Source organism: Bacillus sp. YKCMOAS1 (assembly GCF_030268125.1).
GTDB classification, from domain to species: Bacteria; Bacillota; Bacilli; order Bacillales; family Bacillaceae; genus Bacillus; species Bacillus safensis.
The window spans coordinates 1-20,715 of sequence record NZ_BSEI01000003.1; the positions used below are offsets into that span (position 1 = coordinate 1).

Annotated in this window: 19 protein-coding genes; 16 read left to right on the forward strand and 3 right to left on the reverse strand. The window is 40.6% G+C overall.

All coding sequences use genetic code 11. The features are described from left to right. Positions 1 to 1,026: pre-toxin TG domain-containing protein (locus tag QSJ46_RS09065; RefSeq protein ID WP_285604612.1), on the forward strand; the 1,026-nt coding region annotated here is incomplete at its 5' end. Beyond that, positions 1,026 to 1,466 carry an SMI1/KNR4 family protein gene (locus QSJ46_RS09070; protein ID WP_224928540.1) on the forward strand — a complete coding sequence of 147 codons (441 nt, stop codon included), beginning with the start codon at positions 1,026 to 1,028 and terminating at the stop codon, positions 1,464 to 1,466. The genes QSJ46_RS09065 and QSJ46_RS09070, both read left to right, overlap by 1 nt. Before the next feature lie 404 nt (positions 1,467 to 1,870). On the opposite strand, the gene QSJ46_RS09075 is transcribed toward QSJ46_RS09070, so the two are convergent. Both QSJ46_RS09075 and QSJ46_RS09080 read right to left on the reverse strand, forming a co-directional pair. Then, positions 1,871 to 2,335 (reverse strand): phage tail protein, encoded by a 465-nt coding sequence (locus QSJ46_RS09075; RefSeq protein WP_107163774.1) that lies wholly within the window; start codon positions 2,333 to 2,335, stop codon positions 1,871 to 1,873. 21 nt (positions 2,336 to 2,356) lie between these two features. Continuing rightward, the gene (locus tag QSJ46_RS09080) at positions 2,357 to 2,836 is read right to left on the reverse strand and encodes a GyrI-like domain-containing protein (protein WP_058838635.1); all 480 of its coding nucleotides are present in this window, start codon (positions 2,834 to 2,836) and stop codon (positions 2,357 to 2,359) included. Positions 2,837 to 2,946: 110 nt separating this feature from the next. On the opposite strand from QSJ46_RS09080, the gene QSJ46_RS09085 reads away from it, so the two are divergent. Continuing rightward, complete coding sequence (locus tag QSJ46_RS09085) at positions 2,947 to 3,909, forward strand: helix-turn-helix transcriptional regulator (RefSeq protein WP_285604613.1); 963 nt, start codon at positions 2,947 to 2,949, stop codon at positions 3,907 to 3,909. Between the two features lie 153 nt (positions 3,910 to 4,062). Here the strand turns inward: QSJ46_RS09085 and pdxR are convergent, their stop codons facing one another. Then, the gene (pdxR, locus tag QSJ46_RS09090) at positions 4,063 to 5,439 is read right to left on the reverse strand and encodes a MocR-like pyridoxine biosynthesis transcription factor PdxR (RefSeq protein WP_107163772.1); all 1,377 of its coding nucleotides are present in this window, start codon (positions 5,437 to 5,439) and stop codon (positions 4,063 to 4,065) included. Positions 5,440 to 5,546: 107 nt separating this feature from the next. On the opposite strand from pdxR, the gene QSJ46_RS09095 reads away from it, so the two are divergent. The 13 genes from QSJ46_RS09095 (at position 5,547) to QSJ46_RS09155 (ending at position 20,694) form a co-directional block, all read left to right on the forward strand. Next, a complete protein-coding gene (locus tag QSJ46_RS09095; RefSeq protein WP_107163771.1) occupies positions 5,547 to 5,990 on the forward strand; it encodes a GNAT family N-acetyltransferase in 444 nt (147 codons plus the stop codon). Positions 5,991 to 6,218: 228 nt separating this feature from the next. Then, positions 6,219 to 6,659: a rhs-associated protein gene (locus QSJ46_RS09100; protein WP_107163770.1), complete on the forward strand. Its 441-nt coding sequence runs from the start codon at positions 6,219 to 6,221 to the stop codon at positions 6,657 to 6,659. A 317-nt stretch (positions 6,660 to 6,976) separates the two neighbouring features. Beyond that, on the forward strand, positions 6,977 to 9,013 hold the full coding sequence (locus tag QSJ46_RS09105) for a BglG family transcription antiterminator (protein WP_352230649.1): 2,037 nt from the start codon (positions 6,977 to 6,979) through the stop codon (positions 9,011 to 9,013). A gap of 15 nt (positions 9,014 to 9,028) precedes the next feature. Then, positions 9,029 to 9,295 carry a PTS sugar transporter subunit IIB gene (locus QSJ46_RS09110; protein WP_047203175.1) on the forward strand — a complete coding sequence of 89 codons (267 nt, stop codon included), beginning with the start codon at positions 9,029 to 9,031 and terminating at the stop codon, positions 9,293 to 9,295. Between the two features lie 25 nt (positions 9,296 to 9,320). Continuing rightward, positions 9,321 to 10,583: a PTS ascorbate transporter subunit IIC gene (locus QSJ46_RS09115; protein ID WP_047203174.1), complete on the forward strand. Its 1,263-nt coding sequence runs from the start codon at positions 9,321 to 9,323 to the stop codon at positions 10,581 to 10,583. 17 nt (positions 10,584 to 10,600) lie between these two features. Further along, positions 10,601 to 11,293, forward strand: coding sequence for a D-allulose 6-phosphate 3-epimerase (alsE, locus tag QSJ46_RS09120; RefSeq protein WP_285604614.1), 693 nt, complete (start codon positions 10,601 to 10,603; stop codon positions 11,291 to 11,293). A 185-nt stretch (positions 11,294 to 11,478) separates the two neighbouring features. Then, complete coding sequence (locus QSJ46_RS09125; protein ID WP_099663318.1) at positions 11,479 to 12,519, forward strand: LacI family DNA-binding transcriptional regulator; 1,041 nt, start codon at positions 11,479 to 11,481, stop codon at positions 12,517 to 12,519. 219 nt (positions 12,520 to 12,738) lie between these two features. Then, the gene (locus QSJ46_RS09130; RefSeq protein ID WP_212039917.1) at positions 12,739 to 13,995 is read left to right on the forward strand and encodes an ABC transporter substrate-binding protein; all 1,257 of its coding nucleotides are present in this window, start codon (positions 12,739 to 12,741) and stop codon (positions 13,993 to 13,995) included. Between the two features lie 30 nt (positions 13,996 to 14,025). Then, positions 14,026 to 14,958 carry a carbohydrate ABC transporter permease gene (locus QSJ46_RS09135; protein ID WP_047203193.1) on the forward strand — a complete coding sequence of 311 codons (933 nt, stop codon included), beginning with the start codon at positions 14,026 to 14,028 and terminating at the stop codon, positions 14,956 to 14,958. Beyond that, on the forward strand, positions 14,958 to 15,788 hold the full coding sequence (locus QSJ46_RS09140) for a carbohydrate ABC transporter permease (protein WP_064498533.1): 831 nt from the start codon (positions 14,958 to 14,960) through the stop codon (positions 15,786 to 15,788). Before QSJ46_RS09135 ends, QSJ46_RS09140 begins: the two co-directional genes overlap by 1 nt. A gap of 31 nt (positions 15,789 to 15,819) precedes the next feature. After that, positions 15,820 to 17,151: an alpha-glucosidase/alpha-galactosidase gene (gene melA / locus QSJ46_RS09145; protein ID WP_285604615.1), complete on the forward strand. Its 1,332-nt coding sequence runs from the start codon at positions 15,820 to 15,822 to the stop codon at positions 17,149 to 17,151. Positions 17,152 to 17,465: 314 nt separating this feature from the next. Further along, positions 17,466 to 18,926, forward strand: a complete 1,461-nt coding sequence (locus QSJ46_RS09150) for a CoA-acylating methylmalonate-semialdehyde dehydrogenase (protein ID WP_285604616.1) — start codon at positions 17,466 to 17,468, stop codon at positions 18,924 to 18,926. A 226-nt stretch (positions 18,927 to 19,152) separates the two neighbouring features. Further along, a complete protein-coding gene (locus QSJ46_RS09155) occupies positions 19,153 to 20,694 on the forward strand; it encodes a glycoside hydrolase family 43 protein (protein WP_285604617.1) in 1,542 nt (513 codons plus the stop codon). Positions 20,695 to 20,715: the final 21 nt, after the last annotated feature.

The window sequence follows — 20,715 nt, forward strand, 5'->3', positions numbered from 1 at the left end:
AAGGCAAAAAGCGATATTGAGAAGCAAACTTCTGAATATCTGAAAATCAAAAAAGAACAAGAAGAAGCCCGCGAGATTGCAAAGGAACAAGAAGCACTCGCCAACCGCCCTTGGTATGAAAAAGCGCTCGATTATGGTGGAAACATCGTGAATGAACTGACTGGTGTGAACGATGCAAAACGTGCCGCAACAGGCGTTGATCCAATCACAGGGGAAGAGCTCACCGCAGGTCAGCGCGTCGCCGCAGGCGGTATGGCGGCCGCAGGCTACATCCCTATCGTTGGCTGGGCAGGCCGCATTTTCAAAGGCGGGAAAGCTGTCTATAAAACGACCCAAGCAACATCAGCCGCAGTCAGGGCGGTCGATATCTACAAGACATCGCAAAAATCTTTTGACGCCCTGAAAACATCTCAAAAAGGCTTATATGGCCTCACCGCCACCAACGGCTTCAGCGAAGCGATCACAGGCCGAGACATGTTTGGAAATAAGATCTCGAAAGAACAGCAGGAAGCGAGTATGAACGCGGCTCTGGGGATGCTTTTGCCGTTTGGGGTGAAAGGGTTTCATGGTAAAATGGGGGTTAAGGGTAATAAGGTAGATTCTGATACAATAAAAAAATATATTAGAGATATAGAAGGCCGAACAGGCAGAGAGTTACCTAAAAACCAAACACAGAAGTTGAAGGAAGCCTTAAGAAATAAAGAATATAAAAAAATGTCACCAATAGAAACAGCTAAGCATAGAGCAGAATTTGATAAAGTAAAAAATACAGTAATCAAAAAGTGGGAAGAAAATACTGGGCAAAAGTGGCCTGAGTATAATGAAAATGTCATTTCAGAAAAAACAGGTAAAATAATTAGGAAAAAAGGAGATAAGTATGATGCTCATCATATAATTGAGAATACATTTGGAGGAGAACATGAATGGTGGAATATGCATCCTGCAAAATTCCCAAATGAGCATCAAGCTGGTATTCATGGAAAAGGTTCACCAGCAAACGAACTATTTAAAGGAGGTAAAAAATAATGGGATACGAATCTATAAAGGCAAATCAAGAAAATAGTTTTTTTCCAGTAACTGAAAATGAAATAAAAGAGGTTGAGAAGGAACTTGATTTAAAATTTCCTAAAGAGTTAGTTAATTTTTATATAGAGGTTGGCTACGGGTTTATTAAAGGTTCAGAGTTTAATATCAATCGTATTATGGATCCTTATTCCGTAAGAGATTTTCGATTAAGAGAAAATGATTTTGAGTTTTATCCTGACATAGAAATCTATGATGAATTTGAAAATAACAAACTAATATTTTTTGAAGGTAATGAATCAGCTTTAATGTCAATTGAATTGAATGAAAAGAATAGCAGTCCGGTTTACTATTATGATATTCAAATTGCGACTTCTCTTGAAGAATTTTTAAGAAAAATAGAAGAAAATGATAAATATTACTTGGAGTTACTAGTTGATTAAAAAAATAAAACTCATACCTTGATTGGCTAAATGCCTTTCAAAGTTTTTTGTGTTATTGTACTTCAAATTGAGAAAAAAACGACAAAAAGGGAGATGAGGACCTTTTTTCCTGTGTGGGTCACGTATGATAGAGACAAGCCAAAATGAGCACTCACAGCTTTTATAGTGAGTGTTTTTTGAATGAGGGATACTTTACATCTTTTTCTTGAAAAAGTATAGATGTTAAACAGACAAGCCACTTTAACGACGAACTTCTTCATAAAGAAATGAGGTTGGTACAATAAACAGAAAAACATCCTCTAAATAATGCATAGAGAATGCTGCTCTGTTTAGAAGGCGGAAATTATTTTAATTTATTTGTTCAATCAGATTCACAAATTCGAGTAAAGAAAGTGTTTCTCAACTCAATATTCCCCTTTAATTTTAAAGAATGACCCACGAATCGTTCCAGCTAGTTTAGACTTCTGCCTAGCAAATTTAAATTTTCCTTCTAATTCCTTTGGTACTTCCATCCCTTCAGAAAGCTTAAAACCAACAGCACGTTTTTTCGGGTCATCCACTGTATACAGGACGTTAATTGCAAGACCATCCTCATAAAAGACGTAGGTCCATTTGATATTTTCCACTTGAAAACTTGCCGTTTCTAAAGGTTTGGCTGCAAACTCTAGTTCACGTTCTTCTTTTAACACTCGGTTTACATAATCAAGGGTCTCCTGACTTTCCCTAGCAGGTAATACTGTAAATTCATGCTTATATTTGTTCATAAAGTAACGAGCCTCATTCGCTCGTAAGCCAGCAAGTGCTTCTGCTACAGGTGAAGACTCTAAACCAATCGTAGACACATGTTTAAAATCAACGATATAAGCCATTTCTATTCCTCCAAATCCTTCTTATTTCCGTACAACAGGAATCCACATCTCACCAAGTAATAAGTCGTTTCGCTGTCCCATTTCTACCACTGCATTTGGTCCACCAACATAGGCAAAATTCTTTGCTTCAGGCAAGACTTGACCAAATGCAATGCCAGTAAGCGTTTGATGCAATTCATCAGCGGTTTTAGCTTCCCCTTTAACGATTAGATATTCCCCTTTAGGAAATTGAATCACTCTGTCCGCTTCTGGTAACGATTCCTCTGTCATGACCCCGACATAATGCATCAGCTTATTATTTACCGCTTCGTTTACGATAAAAATATAGTCATTTGTGGCAATGGCTTTTAAGGTGTCAAGCTTACCTTCTTGGTTGACTGCTTGCCAAAAGTCTGCTTTTTCCTTCGTTATGCCCGCATAGTCTGTGTAATGACTCTTAAGTTCAGTTCCAATACCTAACACGTGAAAGCTGTCTTTTTCTTCTAGTATATATTCTGCCATATTCAACACTTCCTTTTCGAAAAATGAACCAAGTGATTCTGTCTTTTCACTTGATAGGTATATAATAGGCTTAAACCATGTCAAAAAATGATACTGTTTAGGGGGACCAGATGAAAAAAGTTGAACGGATAAATACCATCATGCGGTATATTAACAACCGCGCCAACTTTACAATTTCTGAAATCATGAGAGAATTTCATATCTCTCGTTCGACAGCAATTAGAGACATCAGAGAAATTGAAGCTATGGGGATGCCGCTTGTCGCAGAAGTCGGAAGGGACGGGGGATATTTTGTAATGAACAATTCTGTCCTGCCAACTGTTCGCTTTACCGATAATGAGATTAAAGCTCTTTTTATTGCCTTTATGGCCACGAGAAACCAACAACTCCCTTATTTAAAGAGTCGCCAGTCTTTAGCTGAAAAATTACTAGGACTCATCTCAGAAACCCAGCAAGATGACCTCGTTCTGTTAAATCGCCTCTTGCTATTTGAAGGGACCAACCCGAATAATCCTGATCTGCTTGATTTGTCCGATCTCCCTCACCCCATGTTAGAAAAATTAATCCAATTGCTTATTTTGGATCGATATTTACTGATTACCGTTAGAGAGGAGAAAGTGATCAAGTCCTATCCTATTTACCTTTTGAACCTTTATCGTGAAAAAAGCCTGTGGTTGATTGAATGCTTTGATTTAAAGGAAGAGAAGAAACGGATTTTGACTGTCGACAATCTCACAGATGTAGAACCATGCTCTACAAAAAATAGATTAACCAGGAAAAAGATTTTAGAAAAACTAAGTAAGCAGGAGGAAGTAATCAACCTTGCCCTTGAACTTGGTCCAAAGGCAATTGCACAGTTCAAAAAATACCATCCTTTCAAAATGTCAATTTCTTATACGAATCCTTACCAAACTACAGCCATTTTAAAGACTTTTATCAATGTTAATTATTCAGAAGAAATAACCGAAATAACAAATTGGCTATTTTTCCTAGGCGATGATATCAAGGTCCGGGAAATGCCTGTAGAAATCTTTGAAAGTTTACAAGAGAGACTACTCCTATATTGTCCATAATCAATGCTGGTTAGACCTCATATTAGATACATGACGGTGAGACGTATCACTAATAGTGGTAAAGCAGAAAGGTGAAGTGGTATTTTGATAAAGAGTCGATTCACAAAATTCATGCTCCAAGTTTCAAACAAAATCGTCAATGAACCACCAATATTATTTCCATGCTTCTTTTAATAAACAAATACCTCTTTCGATTTGTTCAAGAGAAAGGTTTGCGAAACCGAGCAGTATGTGAGGTAGTACAGGTGGATTTTCGATAAATAAATGACTTGTTGGATAAACTTTAACATGCTGTTGAAGGGCTTTTTCAATTAATTCATTTTCGGTATAGGGAGTGTGTATACGTAACATGATATATAACCCTGCATTGTCGCCAATGATCTCAATTTGTTTTCCAAATAAATGCTGAACTTGTTGAACCAATAAGTTCATTTTCCTTTTATAAGTATTGCGCATACGTTTAATATGCTTTGTCCATTCCCCACTTTTCATAAATTCAGTCATGGTCAGTTGATGTAATAAAGAAGCATTATGTTCGAAGTGTTGAAATTTATCCATATAGATATTGATTAATGAATCAGGTAACACCATATATGCTAATCGTATAGATGGTAGAAATGCTTTTGAAAACGTACCAAAATAAATGACATGTTCAGCATCTAAAGAAGCTAAAGCAGGAAAGGGTTTTTGGCCATATCGAAATTCTCCATCGTAATCATCCTCTAATAAGAAACCGTTATTTGATCGTACCCATTGAATCAATTCAAGTCTTTGTTGAATCGATAGTGCAGTACCAGTAGGATATTGATGTGAAGGTGTTATGTACAATAATTTCCCGCTTTTATTTACGAGTGAGTCCAATAATACACCTTGTTTTGATGCAGGAATACTTTCAATCTCAAATCCATGTAAATGACAGACCTCACGTACACCGCTATAACCAGGGTTTTCAACAATCATACTAGAAAAACGTTCTTTTAATAGAAATCCTAAATACAACAGTAGTTGCTGTGTATTACTTCCAACAATCATGTTTTGAGGATTAATGCTCATACCTCTCGCTTGGAATAAGTAATCAGCCAGTTCTTGTTTAAATTCCGGCTCTCCAAAAGGATATCCATATTGAAAGCTAATGGATTGCTGCAACACTTTGTTAGAAATTTGCCGCCAAACTTTTAAAGGGAATTGTTCCTCATCAACAGCACTTACTTTGAAATCAATGAAATCGATCGATTGTGTTGGTTTAGTTCTAGGTACTTCTGGAATAGGGGTGTGAAGAAATATTGGTTCAAATTTATTGACAGTATAGCCTTTACGCACATTGGCTTGAATGTATCCTTCAGCTAATAATTGATCATATGCTTGCAGTGTTGTATGACGGCTAACACCTAAGTCATTTGCTAGTGAACGAATGGAAGGTAGATTTTCTCCTGTTTTTACCTTTCCGTCCTCGATTAATTTCTTAAATTGCTCATAAATTTGTTTATATTTTGGTTGATTGGCACTGAAAGGGAAAATATAATGTTTCATCTTTTTATTCCTCCCTTCTGACATTTAATAAAGTGGAAATCTGTACATTTTCACATGTCAGAATATCGATTATTATACTACTAATTGATATGAAAGGGGATAGAAGAGTGGATATAGTAAGAGCTAATGAAAATGACTTAAAGCAAGTTGCGGTTCTGTTTGATCAATATCGCCAATTTTATAAGCAGCTTTCAAATGTAGAAGGTGCTTATCATTTTCTAGCGGAACGATACGGTAAACAAGAGTCTATTTTGTTTGTTGCAAAAGAAGATGAACAATATTTAGGATTTGTCCAATTGTATCCAACATTTTCATCTGTTTCGATGAAAGATGCGTTCATTTTAAATGATTTGTTTGTTATAGAAGATTCTCGTCAAATGGGAATAGGTAAGCAATTGATGGAAAAAGCATTTTCATTTGCAAACGATAAAGGAGCTCGATTTATCAGTCTAGAAACAGCGACTTCTAATACAAAAGCACAACAATTGTATGAAAAAATGGGGATGACAATAGATTCTTCAACTCAGCACTATATTTATTATTGGGATTGAACATAGAAGAATGGAGGTTTAGGTATGGCAGGAAGAAAACAGTTAAAGATTTAATAGAATTCGGTCAAACAGTGAAAATGATTTGTAAAAGACGGAGCAGCAATCTACAATGGCATTGTACGCTGAAATGATGAATGCAACAAATGATATTACAGCGAGTCCTATGAATTTAGAAAAGAAAGACAGTGAAAAAATACAAAAGTATTTTAGACAAAGGGGGTAATTTTTTTGAATTCTTATGATGAAGATCTAATAAAGGATTTGGAATTACAAGACCTTCTTAAAAGTGTCAAAGTACATAAAAATCCAGAAATTTATTTAGATTTAATAGAACATAAATTTGATTTTGCTGGTTCAAAAATAGATTGGTTACAAACCAATAAACATTATAGTAAGAGCTCAAATAATGAATCTTTACTTCCTGATACTCTTCTATTTATAACTGAATTAAAAGACAAATATTTAGATAATCACTTACAAGTAATTTACATAGGGGATAACCTTACAGAGTTTGGGTACCAGTTTGAATTACAACATTTAGAAGAGTTACTAGTCTATTTGTTAGATATCCCACAGCACCACTACTTTATATCATTAAAAGGTGATTGGTGTATTTGTATTTCATTTGAAAACGATTTGGATTTCGGATTTAGTTTAAACAAAAAATAATTTTAAATGTCACGTATAGGAAAAATAAAAGATGATAAGAAGTGAAAAAACCTTGACTGGCTTTATATCATTCAAGGTTTTTTGAGTTTATTGGTCCTCAAACACGCAAAAGAAGACAAAGAACTCTTTGTTACAATCCTGAAAGCACACTCAAGCAGTGTGTTTTTCTTATGAAAAGAGTACACAATCTCTGCATAGCACGTGCTGAAGACATTTGGACTTCTTTGATGCATGTGAGTTGATTAGACTTATAAGCAAAGGGAAGAAAGGAGGAATTCCAACTGTACTTAACCAAAAGGGGCACTGCTTTATTATCTATACTGCTTCACACGACATCTTATCTATCAATAGAAGATTTACAGAATCGGATGAATGTCTCGACTCGAACCGTTTACGCTGAAATCAAACGAATGAACAGCTGGCTTGAAATTCATCAGCTTAGCGGTGTGCAGCGAAAAGGTCAACTTGGCTATTATTTAAATCCTCTGGAAAAAGAAATCATTATTCAAAAAGCTGACACCATTCTTGTTGGTCACGATTATGAACCATGTGTAAAGGAACGAAGAGCCATCTTGCTTTTATCCATTGCATGTAGCGAGCATTGTCTAAGAATTGATGATTTTATGAAGATGACAAAGGTGAGCCGAAATACATTGCTCGAGGATATGAAACAGCTAAAAGAGGCGCTTTCAAAGCAGGAGATCACACTCCGCTATCAGGCAGCAAGCGGCTATGTGATTTTAGGAGACGAAAGGGCCATTCGATTGGCACTCAAACCTTATATACATTTCATTCGCACAATGATAAAAAACGAAAAAACGTTTCCGTCATTTTGGTTAAAGGGACCTATTTCGTCCAAACGGGTACACCATCTCCTCCAGCAGTCAGAACAAGAACTTAAGCTTGAATTTGCAGATGAGATGCTGGATCAGCTCTCTTTGGATCTCTGTTTCTACTTCAAGCGGATGAAGCTAGGGCATGCTGTACACATTTCAAACGAAGAAAAGCGAACATTGCAGGAAACAGAGGAATGCTTGGCGGCTATTCGTTTCATGGCGCAGATTCAAAAAGAGGCCAGTCTCATTGTTCATGATGATGAGATCTATTTTCTTAGCACCCTATGGCTAAGTGCCAAAAAACAAAAACTTCCATTAATTAAAAAACCAGAAGAACATCTCATTCGCACCATCGCCAGGCAAATGATACTTGACTTTCAGCGATATGCTTGTATTTCCTTTCAAGAACCAAAAGCATTGGAGCAAAACTTAACCATGCATTTAATTCCAGCTTATTACAGGCTCATCTATCACATTGGTATAATCAACGAACTAACGGAGTCTATAAAAAAAGCACAGCCAGAAGTATTTGAAATCACTCAAAAAGTTGCCTGCCATTTAGAAAAGGCGGCCTGTTCAAAGTTGAGTGACCATGAAGTTGCATATCTCGCCATGCATTTTGGCAGCTGGATGAGAAGGGAAGGAATTTCATCCATTGTTAAGCGTTCTGTATACATTGTCTGCGGAGAAGGAATCGGCACAAGTTACATGCTGAAAACTCAGCTCCTCGAATTAATCGGCTACATCGAAGTACGAGGGCTGTTATCAAAGCGTGCATATGAAGAATTAGCAGCCGTTGATGCAGATTTCGTTGTGTCCACAACACCTATTTCGTTTAAAGGAAAACCAGTTCATCTCGTTCATCCTATTTTAACTGCCTATGAGAAAAAAACATTACTTCAATACGGGAAAGGCTTAGAAACGAAGGTTGACGAGCAGTATGTAAACGCTTTATTCGAAGTCATCCAGCAGCATACCATCGTACAAAACAAACAAGCACTGCTTCATGACATTCAGGAGCTGCTTCATCCCACATATGTATCCTATCAGAAAGGGTGGAACCCAGTGTTAAACGATTTATTAACAGAACAAACCATTAAGCTCCACCAAACAGCAGACACATGGCAAGAGGCGATTACAAAAGCGGCGCAGCCTTTACTTGATCAAAATGCCATTGAACCAAGTTATGTAGAAGCCATGATTCAGTCTGTTCATCAAAATGGTCCTTATATTGTGATTGCACCACAAGTGGCCATTCCACATGCAAGGCCCGAGGATGGCGTGAACAAATTGAGCATGACACTCATGTCATTCAAACAGCCCATTTCGTTTTCAAAGGATGGCAAAAAGCAGGTGCGGCTCGTCATTGTGTTAGCCGCTATTGACAGCATGAGTCACTTGAAAGCACTCAAACAGCTGACCATTCTGTTAAGTGAAGAGAAACGGACGAAACAATTGATTGAAGCAGAAGATTTAGCATCGGTTCAAGAATTAATTGATCAATTTTCACAAGTATAAAGGGGGAAAAAGAGAATGAAAAAAATTCTAGTTGTATGTGGAAACGGGTTAGGAAGCAGCTTTATTGTAGAAATGAATGTCAAAAAAGCATTAGAAGAATTAGGTCTTATAGCTGAAGTGGATCATACCGATCTCAGTACAAGTAAAAATGAACAAGCAGATCTTTATATCGGCGCAGCTGATATTATTGACCAGCTGAATGACGGCACAAGAAATGTGGCTGGCTTAAATAATTTGTTAGACCAGAAAGCCATTAAGGACGTCCTTCGTCAACACATTTAAGTCATGAAAAAGGGGGATTCACATCATGATAGAACTGATCATGAACGATATATTGGGCACACCTGCCATTCTCATTGGTTTATTTGCTCTAGCCGGTTTACTTTTGCAGAAAAAATCAGCGGCAGATACTGTGTCAGGCACCTTGAAAACAACCATGGGCTTTTTAATATTAGGGGCGGGCGCTACAGTGGTTTCGGATTCACTCGGGGTTTTTCGAAAGATGTTTGAAGCAGCCTTTCACATTCAAGGGGTTGTGCCAAATACAGATGCTATGGCCGCCATTGCTCAAAAGGAATTCGGTACACAGACAGCACTCATTATGATTTTTGGCATGCTGGTCAATTTGTTACTTGCAAGAGTCACACCCTTTAAATACGTCTTTTTGACTGGGCATCATACGTTGTATATGGCGGCTATGCTCGCCGTCGTTCTCTCGACCGCCGGTATGCACGGGTGGCTGCTCATCTCCACTGGCTCAATGATATTAGGGGCAGCTATGGTCATTGCCCCCGCAATCCTTCAGCCGTTTACGAGGAAAGTCACCGGAAGCAATGATCTCGCGCTCGGGCACTTCAGTACTTTCGGTTATTTTACTGCGGGAATGATCGGCAAATGGGTTGGTTCTCCTGAAAAATCAACGGAAACCATTCAAGTGCCTAAATCACTCGGTTTTCTAAGAGATACATCTGTTGCCATTTCGATTACGATGGCTTTGCTGTTCTTTGCGATTGCACCGTTTGCAGGAATTCCTTTTATAGAACAAATTAGCGGGGGCACGAACTTTGCTGTCTTCATTCTCATTCAGGCGATTACGTTTGCTGCTGGTGTGTACATTATTTTAGCAGGGGTACGGATGGCCATTGGCGAGATCGTGCCTGCTTTTAAGGGGATTGCCGATCGATTCGTGAAGGGAGCAAAGCCGGCACTTGATGCGCCAACCGTTTTTCCATTTGCGCCAAATGCGGTGATTATCGGTTTTCTATGCAGCTTTGCAGGAGGCATCGTATCCATTTTTCTTTTACCTTTGTTTGGTTTAACTGTCATTGTCCCTGGTCTTGTCCCGCACTTTTTTTGCGGTGCTACAGCAGGAGTGTATGGCAATGCAACAGGAGGGGTAAGAGGTGCTGTCGCTGGGTCCTTTGTAAATGGATTGCTTCTTTCCTTTTTACCTGCTTGTTTATTACCTGTGCTCGGAACCCTCGGCTTTGAAGGGACAACGTTTGGAGATACAGACTTTGGTATCATCGGAATCTTAATTGGATTGATCAAGCTTTTATTTCAGCTGTAATAAGGAGGAGACTGAGATTGACAGCTACTTTTTCACCTTCACTGATGTGCATGGATCTCACGCACTTCCGTGAACAAATTCATTTTCTCAACACGAGAGCAGACCGGTACCATGTCGATGTGATGGATGGGCATTATGTGAAGAATATGACGTTATCACCCTTTTTCATTGAACAGCTTCGGAAACTGACAAATGTACCGATTGATGTTCATCTAATGGCTGAACACCCCCAGGAATTTTTAATCGATGCATGTATTGATGCTGGCGCAACGATGATTTGTTTACACCCAGAAGTCGTGCAAAAAGATGCCTTTCGAATCATCCGGCATATTCACCAAAGAAAATGTGAGGTTGGCTTTGTTCTAAATCCCGCCACACCAGTTGCAGCATTAGATTCCTATATTCATTTAATAGACAGAGTGACGATCATGACAATCGATCCAGGCTTTGCCGGACAGCCTTTTATTAAAGAAATGCTTCAGAAAATTAAACAGGTGAAAGATATCAAAAAACACGGAGGATACTCGTTTTCAATTGAAGTAGACGGCTCTTGTAATGAGAGCACGTTCCGGCTGCTTGCTGAGGCTGGAAATGAGATCTACATCATCGGCACCTCAGGTTTATTTGGACTTCATAAACAACTCGACGCTGCTTGGGAAACAATGAAGCAAATATTTTCAAAAGAAACAGCTTCAATCGAATCGCGCTAGTAAAAGAGAGGATGAAACCCATCCTCTTTTTTACGCAAATTTTACTAAAACAATATTTACTCACCAAAACTTACCCAAAAACAAAATAAAAATCGCAAATCTATAATTGAAAGCGCTTTATTAATATGTTATCCTTCAAATATCTTTAGTAAATATTTAGTCAAATAACGATGAGGAGTTTGCCTATGACCACACTCAAAGATATTGCTCATGATGCAAAAGTGTCCGTTTCCACTGTATCCCGTGTGTTAAATGGCGATCAAACACTTGCCGTTTCACATGCAACGAGACAAAACATCCTCGACATTGCAAAGAAGTTAAACTATACCCCAGTGAGAGCAAGAAAAGCCGATCAAGCAGAAGAAAAAAGCCCATCTGAATCCCCAGTCATCGGTATCGTTGTCGCTCAATCCATTGACGAAGAATTAAATGATCCCTTTTTTTCATCGATTCGAAAAGGAATTGAAAAAGAATATGCCAAACAAGGCCTGTCCACTCTCCATACCTTTCGCCTAAGAAGCATGGATAAAGGGGCGATGCTAAAGGATATTGACGGCTTGATCGTCATTGGACGAATCAGCCCCGATACAGTTGAAAAAATGACAAATCGAATGGAACACATTGTTTTTATCAATCATTATGCAGATGAAGATTTGTATGATTGTGTACATGTGGATTTTGTCAGAGCGGCAGATCGCGCCATTCGTCATCTGCAATCACTCGGCTATACACATCTAGGCTATATTGGCGGGAAAGAGCGGGAGCATTATTTCGAAGGCAACGCTGTGATTGAGGACGAAAGACAAACGACGTTTATGAAAAGAATGCAGGAAGCGGGCGCTCTTCATATGGAAGACATCCACATTGGTGAATATTCCATGCAAGAAGGCTATTCGCTTATGCAGCAAGCTATCAAAAAAGGAAAACTGCCGCAGGCCTTTTTCATTGGAAGTGACTCTATGGCCATCGGGGCAATGCGCGCTCTCCATGAAGCCGGTCTACACGTTCCTTCAGATGTATCCATTGTTGGATTTAATGACATTGAAGCCGCATCATTTTCAAGCCCGCCGCTTACGACTGTCAAAGTATATACAGAAGAAATGGGGGAAGTCGGTCTGAAGCTTTTGCTTGAGAGAATAAACGGAAGAAAACTTCCTCTAAAAGTCGTCGTGCCAACAACACTCATCGAGCGAGGAAGTACATGTCTCATCCATGAAAGGGGGTGAACCATCGATTTCAGCAAACAAAAAAAGAGACAAAAAAGCAGAAAACAAGCTGCATAGCATGATGGCCAGATCATGCTAAGAACAAGGCAGCCTGCCGGTATGCTCTCTTATCTCTTTGAAAAGAATAGAATTCCAGTATAATGGACTTCTTTTGTTTCCGCAACTGCATGAATTCTACCGATTATCGTCTGAATTTTCAGTGATCAAAAGGAGGAAACCATGAATAAAAAAATCATGCTGCTGACTGCAGCCATATTCTTGACCATGATTTTGTCTGCTTGCGGTAATAACGGTTCTTCTGAAGCAAATGGAAAGGTCACCTTGACGCTATTTTCAACGATGAGCAACAGCGGGGAAAGAAAAGCGTTTGAAGAAGTGATTCGTGAGTTTGAAAAGGAGCATCAACACATTCGAATCGATGCCAATTTCCCAGGCAACAGCTATGAAGATATGATCCGTGTCAAAATGGGGGCAAACGATATGCCAGACCTGTTTGATACACATGGCTGGGCCAAACTGCGCTATAGCGAGTATGTGGCTGATTTAAAAGAGATGGATTGGGTCAAACAGCTTGATCCTTCACTCGACCAGATTTTAAAGGACCAAGATGGCAAAGTGTACGCCTATCCGCTGAATCAAGCAAAAGACGGGCTTAGCTTTAATGCCAATTTATTAAAGGAATATGGCATCGAAGTCCCAAAAACACTTGATGAACTAAAATCGGCTTTGCTGACAGTGAAAGAAAAAAGCGAAGGAGATGTTGTGCCGCTCTGGATTCCAGGAGGAGATAACTCTAATATTGCCCAAGTCTTTGATGAGCTGGCGACGCCTTTATTAATCACCGATCAAAAGCATCAATACGGAAAGGAACTTGAAAACGGTTCATTTGATTGGTCTCTCTATACACCGCTTGCCAGGTTCATGAAAGATCTGAAAGATCAAGACCTTTTAAACAAAGATGTCCTGACAGCGAAACTCTCTCAAGCACCGGAACTCATGGCACAAAACAAAATCGCCTTCACCTTTGTCGGAGGATCGTTAGGACCTGAAGCAACAGAGCTGAATCCATCGATCAAAGTAGGCACGATGCCTGTTCCAGCCATTCATGAAGGAGATGAACAAAGCTGGATTGGCGGAGAACGGTTTACTGTCGCTGCTTGGAAGGACTCTAAGCATCTAAAAGAAGCAAAGCAATTCATCGATTTTTTAGCAAAGCCTGAAAATGCCAAAAAAATCGCAGAGGGCACATCCTCTGAAACAGCTCTAAAACAAGTGAAAGCGAAAAACTATTACTCTGCATTTTACGATCAATACGAACAGGTGAAGATTGAACCGTATTTCGATCGAAAATACTTACCAAGCGGAATGTGGGCGGTCATGGCAACAACGGGTCAAGAATTATTAGCAGGCTCCATCACACCAGAACAGTTGTCAAAGAAAATGGAAGAGGAGTATAAGCGTCTGAAAAAACAATAGCCGATGGATGCTGAAACAGGAGTGAAGCCAATGAATGACATCACAAAAGCAAAGCAGCCAGCCGCATTCACCTCTTTACCAAAACAAAAGATACAAAAACGCCACAATTCATCACTTTGGTGGATGTACATGCCAGCTGTTCTCGTCGTCAGTACCTTTATCATTTATCCTTTTTTAAACGGCATTCAACTTTCTTTTACGAATTGGAACGGTTTCTCACAAACTTATCAATGGATTGGTCTTGAGCAATATGAGCGGCTGCTTCAGGATCAAGCGACATGGCTTGTTGTCAAAAACACGCTTCTCTACGGAATTGGGAGCACCATTTTACAAAATATCATCGGACTTGGATATGCGCTCTTATTAAATCAAAGCTTAAAGATGAAAGCCATCACAAGAACGGTCATCTATTTACCTGTCATGATCAGCCCGATTGCGATGGGCTATATTTGGTATTTTGTGTTTGCTTACCAAGGCGGTGCCTTAAATGATGTGGTGACGCTTTTTGGATTTGATCAAATGAATGCGCTCGGCAACCCGCAATTCAACACATGGATCATTGTGCTTGTCAACACATATCAATACGTCGGGATTGCGATGATCATTTATTTAGCAGGACTTCAAAGTATCCCTAAGGATTATTACGAAGCTGCACAATTAGACGGCGCATCGAGCCTCCAGCAATTCAGGCGGATCACATTGCCGCTGCTTATGCCGTCGATCACCATTAATGTTGTGCTGAATGTCATTGGCGGGCTCAAGCTCTTTGATGTCATTGTAGCACTCACTGGCGGTGGACCTGGAGATTCCTCGCAATCCATGTCGACCTTTATGTATGATCTGTATTTCAAACGTCAGGATGCGGGCTATGCAGCGACGCAAGGGGTTTTCATGGCGGTCATCATCCTTATCATTAGTGTCGCAGCGCTGATTTATTTCAAACGAAAGGAGACCGAGGTGTGATGGATAACGCCTATAAACGCAAGAAAAGATGGTACTCCTTCCTCGCACTATTGATTACATTGCTACACCTCATTCCATTTTATATTTTGGTGACGACTTCATTAAAGGGGATAGGAGATTTTAGTTCAAAATGGCTGTTTCCGAAAGCGCTGCACCTTGAAAACTTCCGCACAGCATGGACAGAGGCTCAGCTTGGCCAGTCCTTTTTGAATACAGTGATCATTACATTCAGCTCCGCTGTATTGCTCATTATATTGGGATCTCTTGCAGCCTATCCGCTTGCAAGAAGGAACACCAAGCTAAATAAAGCAGTCTATGTTTTATTTATTGCCATTATGGTCATTCCACCGCTCACAGCCCTTGTCCCACTCTATAAAATGGTCGTTCAAATCGGGATGATGAACACCTATCAAATTGCTATTTTAAATAATGTGGCTGCTTTTTTGCCGCTGACGATTTTCTTATACGCAGGCTTTATCAGGTCGACCATTCCAAAGGAGCTTGAAGAAGCTGCCCGTATTGATGGAGCAGGGACACTCAGAGTTTTTTTCACTGTCGTTTTTCCGCTTCTAAAGCCCATTACCGCTTCTGTATTAATCATTGCCTGCGTGTATATTTGGAACGACTATCAATTTGCTATCTTCTTTTTGCAAGATAAAGAGATGCATACACTCACAGTCGCCTTATCCCATTTTTTTGGTCAAAATCAGCATCAGCTTCAGCTCGTTGGGGCAGCTGCACTCATTGCGATGCTGCCAATGGTCACGATGTTTTTACTTTTGCAAAAATATTTTATCGCAGGGCTTTCACAAGGCTCTGTCAAAGGCTAGCCCAATATGGATGTAAAAAGGAGAGTCGTCTATGTCTAAAATTACATTTATCGGTGCAGGAAGTACCGTGTTTGCTAAAAATATATTAGGAGATTGTCTGTTTGTTCCCGCCCTTGCAGGCTTTGAATTCGCATTATATGATATCGACCACAACAGGCTGAAAGAATCAGAAACAATGCTGTCGCATTTAAAAGCAAATTACGGTGCAAATGTGACCATCCAGTCCTATCACAACCGGAAAGAAGCGTTAAAAGATGCGAAATATGTCATCAATGCCATCCAGGTCGGAGGCTATCGGCCAAGTACTGTCATTGATTTTGAAATACCTAAAAAATACGGATTAAGACAAACGATTGCGGATACGGTAGGGATCGGCGGCATCTTCCGCTCTCTTCGAACGATTCCTGTCATGCTTGACTTTGCAAAGGATATGGAAGAGGTTTGCCCAAGTGCTTTATTGTTAAATTACACAAACCCTATGGCCACATTGACAGGTGCAATGCTGCGTTATACTCAGGTTCAAACAGTTGGTCTTTGTCATAGTGTGCAAGTGTGTACACAGGACCTATTCGAATCTCTTGAAATGGAACATGAAGGCATTGAAGAAAAAATCGCCGGCATTAACCATATGGCATGGTTATTAGAGGTGAAACGGGACGGAAAAGACTTGTATCCAGAAATCAAAAGACGAGCAAAAGAAAAGCAGCAATCGCGGCATCATGATATGGTTCGTTTTGAACTGATGGATAAATTCGGCTACTATGTCACAGAATCCTCAGAACACAATGCCGAATACCATCCATATTTCATTAAATCACGGTACCCTGAACTAATCGGTCAGTTTAACATTCCGCTCGACGAATACCCAAGGCGCTGCGAGGAACAAATCAACAACTGGAATACAATGAAGCATGACCTTGTTGGGAACACACAGATTACACATACTCGGTCTAAAGAATATGGTTCACGTATCATTGAAGCGATCGAAACGAACGTTCCTTTTAAATTTGGCGGAAACGTTCTGAACACAGGCGGACTCATTCACAACCTGCCTGAAAAAGCCTGTGTAGAAGTACCGTGTGTGGCAGATCGAAGCGGCATCATGCCATGCTATGTCGGAGAGATCCCTGAACAATTGGCTGGACTCAACAGAAGCAATATCAGCTCACAGCTTATGACAATAGAAGCAGCCATCAGCGGAAAAAAAGAGCACATTTATCAAGCGGCTCTACTGGATCCACACACAAGCGCTGAACTATCAATTGATGACACCATCAAATTATGTGATGAACTCATTGAAGCACATGGAGAGATGCTGCCAAATTATATTGAACCGAATCAATATGCAGGATCAACCAAATAATATCAATGAACCAGCCTCTACCTGATGTGCCGCGCATCAGGTATTTCTTATGAAGCAAAAAGAGGATTGACTGAGGGCCATTTTCATATTATGATTTTTCTAAAGTTAACCAACAGTTAACCAAAAATACATCATGGATTTTTGGCATTCTCGTGTCATATGTCACAAACAAACCAGATGATCACAACGTAAACCAAAACTGCCGTTTGATTTGACAAAGAGTGTATACAGATGAATGCCCGTTAGATGAGACAATGACGATACATACACACCCTTTAAGCATGACATTCTTTAACAAAGAGGAGAGAGGGAACATGACCAAAACAGATGTACAAACGTTGAAAAATTATATTGGCGGACAATGGATTGAGGCAGAAACAAGTCAAACAGAGGCAGTGTATAACCCTGCTACTGGCGAAATCATCGCGGAAGTGCCGCTTTCAACAAAAACAGATGTTGAACGTGCGGTACAAGCAGCACAGGAAGCGTTTACTACTTGGTCTAAAACTGCTGTTCCCCGGCGTGCACGCATTTTATTTAAATACCAACAGTTACTCGTTGAGAACTGGGATGAGCTGGCTGAACTCGTAACGATTGAAAACGGAAAAAGTGTAACAGAGGCAAAAGGAGAAGTGCAGCGCGGGATTGAATGTGTGGAATTTGCTGCGGGCGCACCGACGTTAATGATGGGAAAACAGCTGCCAGATATTGCGACTGGACTTGAATCAGGCATGTACCGCTATCCAATTGGCGTCATCGGCGGCATTACGCCATTTAACTTTCCAATGATGGTTCCATGCTGGATGTTCCCACTTGCCATTGCCTGCGGAAATACATTTGTTTTAAAACCTTCAGAACGAACTCCTATTCTTGCGGCACGGTTAGCTGAGCTGTTTGAAGAAGCGGGTCTTCCAAAAGGTGTTCTCAACATCGTCAATGGAGCTCACGATGTTGTCAACGGCCTGCTTGAACATCAAAAGGTCAAAGCCATATCATTTGTCGGCTCTCAGCCAGTCGCTGAATATGTCTATAAAAAAGGAACGGAGCATGGCAAACGTGTCCAAGCACTTGCAGGCGCAAAAAATCATTCCATTGTCCTCAAAGATGCGGATTTAGACGCGGCAACGAAACAAATCATCGGGGCTGCCTTTGGATCAGCAGGAGAGCGCTGCATGGCTGCAGCCGTTGTCGCAGTGGAAGAAGAAGTGGCTGATGAGTTGATTCAAAAATTAGTGGAAGAATCAAACGAGCTCGTCATTGGAAACGGAATTAATGAAGAGGTCTTTCTTGGGCCAGTCATTCGAAAGGAACATAAAGAACGAACACTTCAATACATCCAGTCAGGGATTGAAGAAGGAGCAAGCCTCATTCGTGATGGCCGGCAAGACCACGAAACAAATGGAGAAGGGTATTTCGTCGGACCGACGATCTTTGATCATGTCACAAATCAAATGAAAATTTGGCAGGACGAGATTTTCGCCCCAGTCTTATCAATTGTCCGTGTTTCTTCATTAACAGAAGCCATCGACCTGTCCAATCAATCAAAATTTGCGAATGGTGCCTGCCTGTATACGGACAGCGCATCAAGCATAAGAGAATTTCGCGAAAACATCGAAGCGGGCATGCTCGGTGTAAACATCGGTGTACCCGCACCAATGGCATTCTTCCCGTTTTCCGGCTGGAAGGATTCTTTCTACGGAGACTTGCATGCCAATGGAACAGACGGAGTGGAGTTTTACACAAGAAAGAAAATGGTCACCGCTCGTTATATGTAAGCTATATGCAATGAATCATAAGAAGAAAAAATGCAGCCCCAGCATGGGAGACTGCATTTTTTTGTTGTCTTCTAGTCAAAAAGTAAGGGTTTTCAACGTTATTCCAGCAAGGATTTACACTAGAAATCATTCTTTATATTCATTCTTCATCAGTACCTATCAACATATTTTGAAATTGGGCCTAAACCCCAATATTAGGAAGATGAAAACAGGAGGAAATGAAACGATGAGGACGAGGATGAAGTGCGGCGTTGGTTTATTGATTCTTGCTTTGGTACTGAGCTTTTTTCCGGTATATGATGCGAGTGCAGCAAGCACAACAATTGCAAAACGTGTAGGAAATGCCAACCCGCTCATAGACCACCACTTGGGCGCTGATCCATTTGCGCTCACCTATAACGGAAGAGTGTACATTTATATGTCGAGTGATGACTATGAATATCACAGCAATGGAACGATTAAGGATAATTCTTTTGCCAATTTGAATAGGGTCTTTGTCATCTCTTCAGCAGATATGGTGAACTGGACAGATCATGGCGCGATTCCAGTAGCTGGGGCAAATGGAGCAAATGGCGGCAAAGGAATTGCCAAATGGGCAGGTGCTTCCTGGGCTCCATCAGCAGCGGTGAAAAAAATCAATGGGAAGGATAAATTTTTCCTTTATTTCGCGAACAGCGGCGGAGGGATTGGCGTTCTGACAGCAGACTCCCCCATCGGTCCATGGACAGATCCTATCGGAAAAGCACTCGTCACGCCAAATACACCAGGGATGGCTGGAGTTGTATGGCTTTTTGATCCTGCCGTTTTTGTAGATGATGACGGCACTGGTTATCTATATGCCGGCGGAGGTGTTCCAGGCGGTTCTAATCCAACGCAGGGACAATGGGCGAATCCTAAAACAGCAAGAGTTCTAAAACTAGGACCTGATATGACAAGTGTGGTAGGCAGCGCATCAACCATTGATGCTCCTTTTATGTTTGAAGATTCGGGGATGCATAAGTATAACGGAACCTATTACTATTCCTATTGCATCAACTTTGGCGGCTCCCACCCAGCAGATAAACCACCTGGTGAGATCGGTTATATGACGAGCTCAAGTCCGATGGGTCCCTTTACGTATAGAGGGCACTTCCTGAAAAATCCGGGTGCATTTTTCGGGGGAGGCGGTAATAACCATCATGCTGTGTTCAATTTTAAAAACGAGTGGTATGTCGTGTATCATACCCAAACGGTCAGCTCTGCTTTATACGGATCAGGAAAAGGCTACAGATCTCCGCATATTAATAAACTTGTGCATAATGCTGACGGCTCCCTTCGAGAAGTCGCAGCCAATTTTGAAGGGGTTAAACAGCTTTCCAACCTGAATCCTTATCAGCGTGTAGAAGCTGAAACATTCGCATGGAATGGACGCATTTTGACAGAGGCATCTTCAGCTCCAGGCGGACCGGTCAATAACCAGCATGTCACAAACATTCAAAACGGAGATTGGGTGGCTGCCAGTAACGTCGATTTCGGATCAAACGGTGCGAGAACATTTAAAGCCAATGTAGCGTCAAATGCAGGTGGGAAAATAGAAGTACGCCTCGGAAGTCCTGACGGCAGACTCGTCGGAACACTGAATGTCCCTTCCACAGGGGGAACAAATAACTGGCGAGAAGTAGAAACGGCAGTAAATGGAGCAGCAGGCGTGCACAACGTATTTTTTGTTTTTATTGGAACAGGTGCAAACCTATTTCAATTTGATTCCTGGCAGTTTACTCAAAGGTAACTAAGAAAGACAAGATGATAG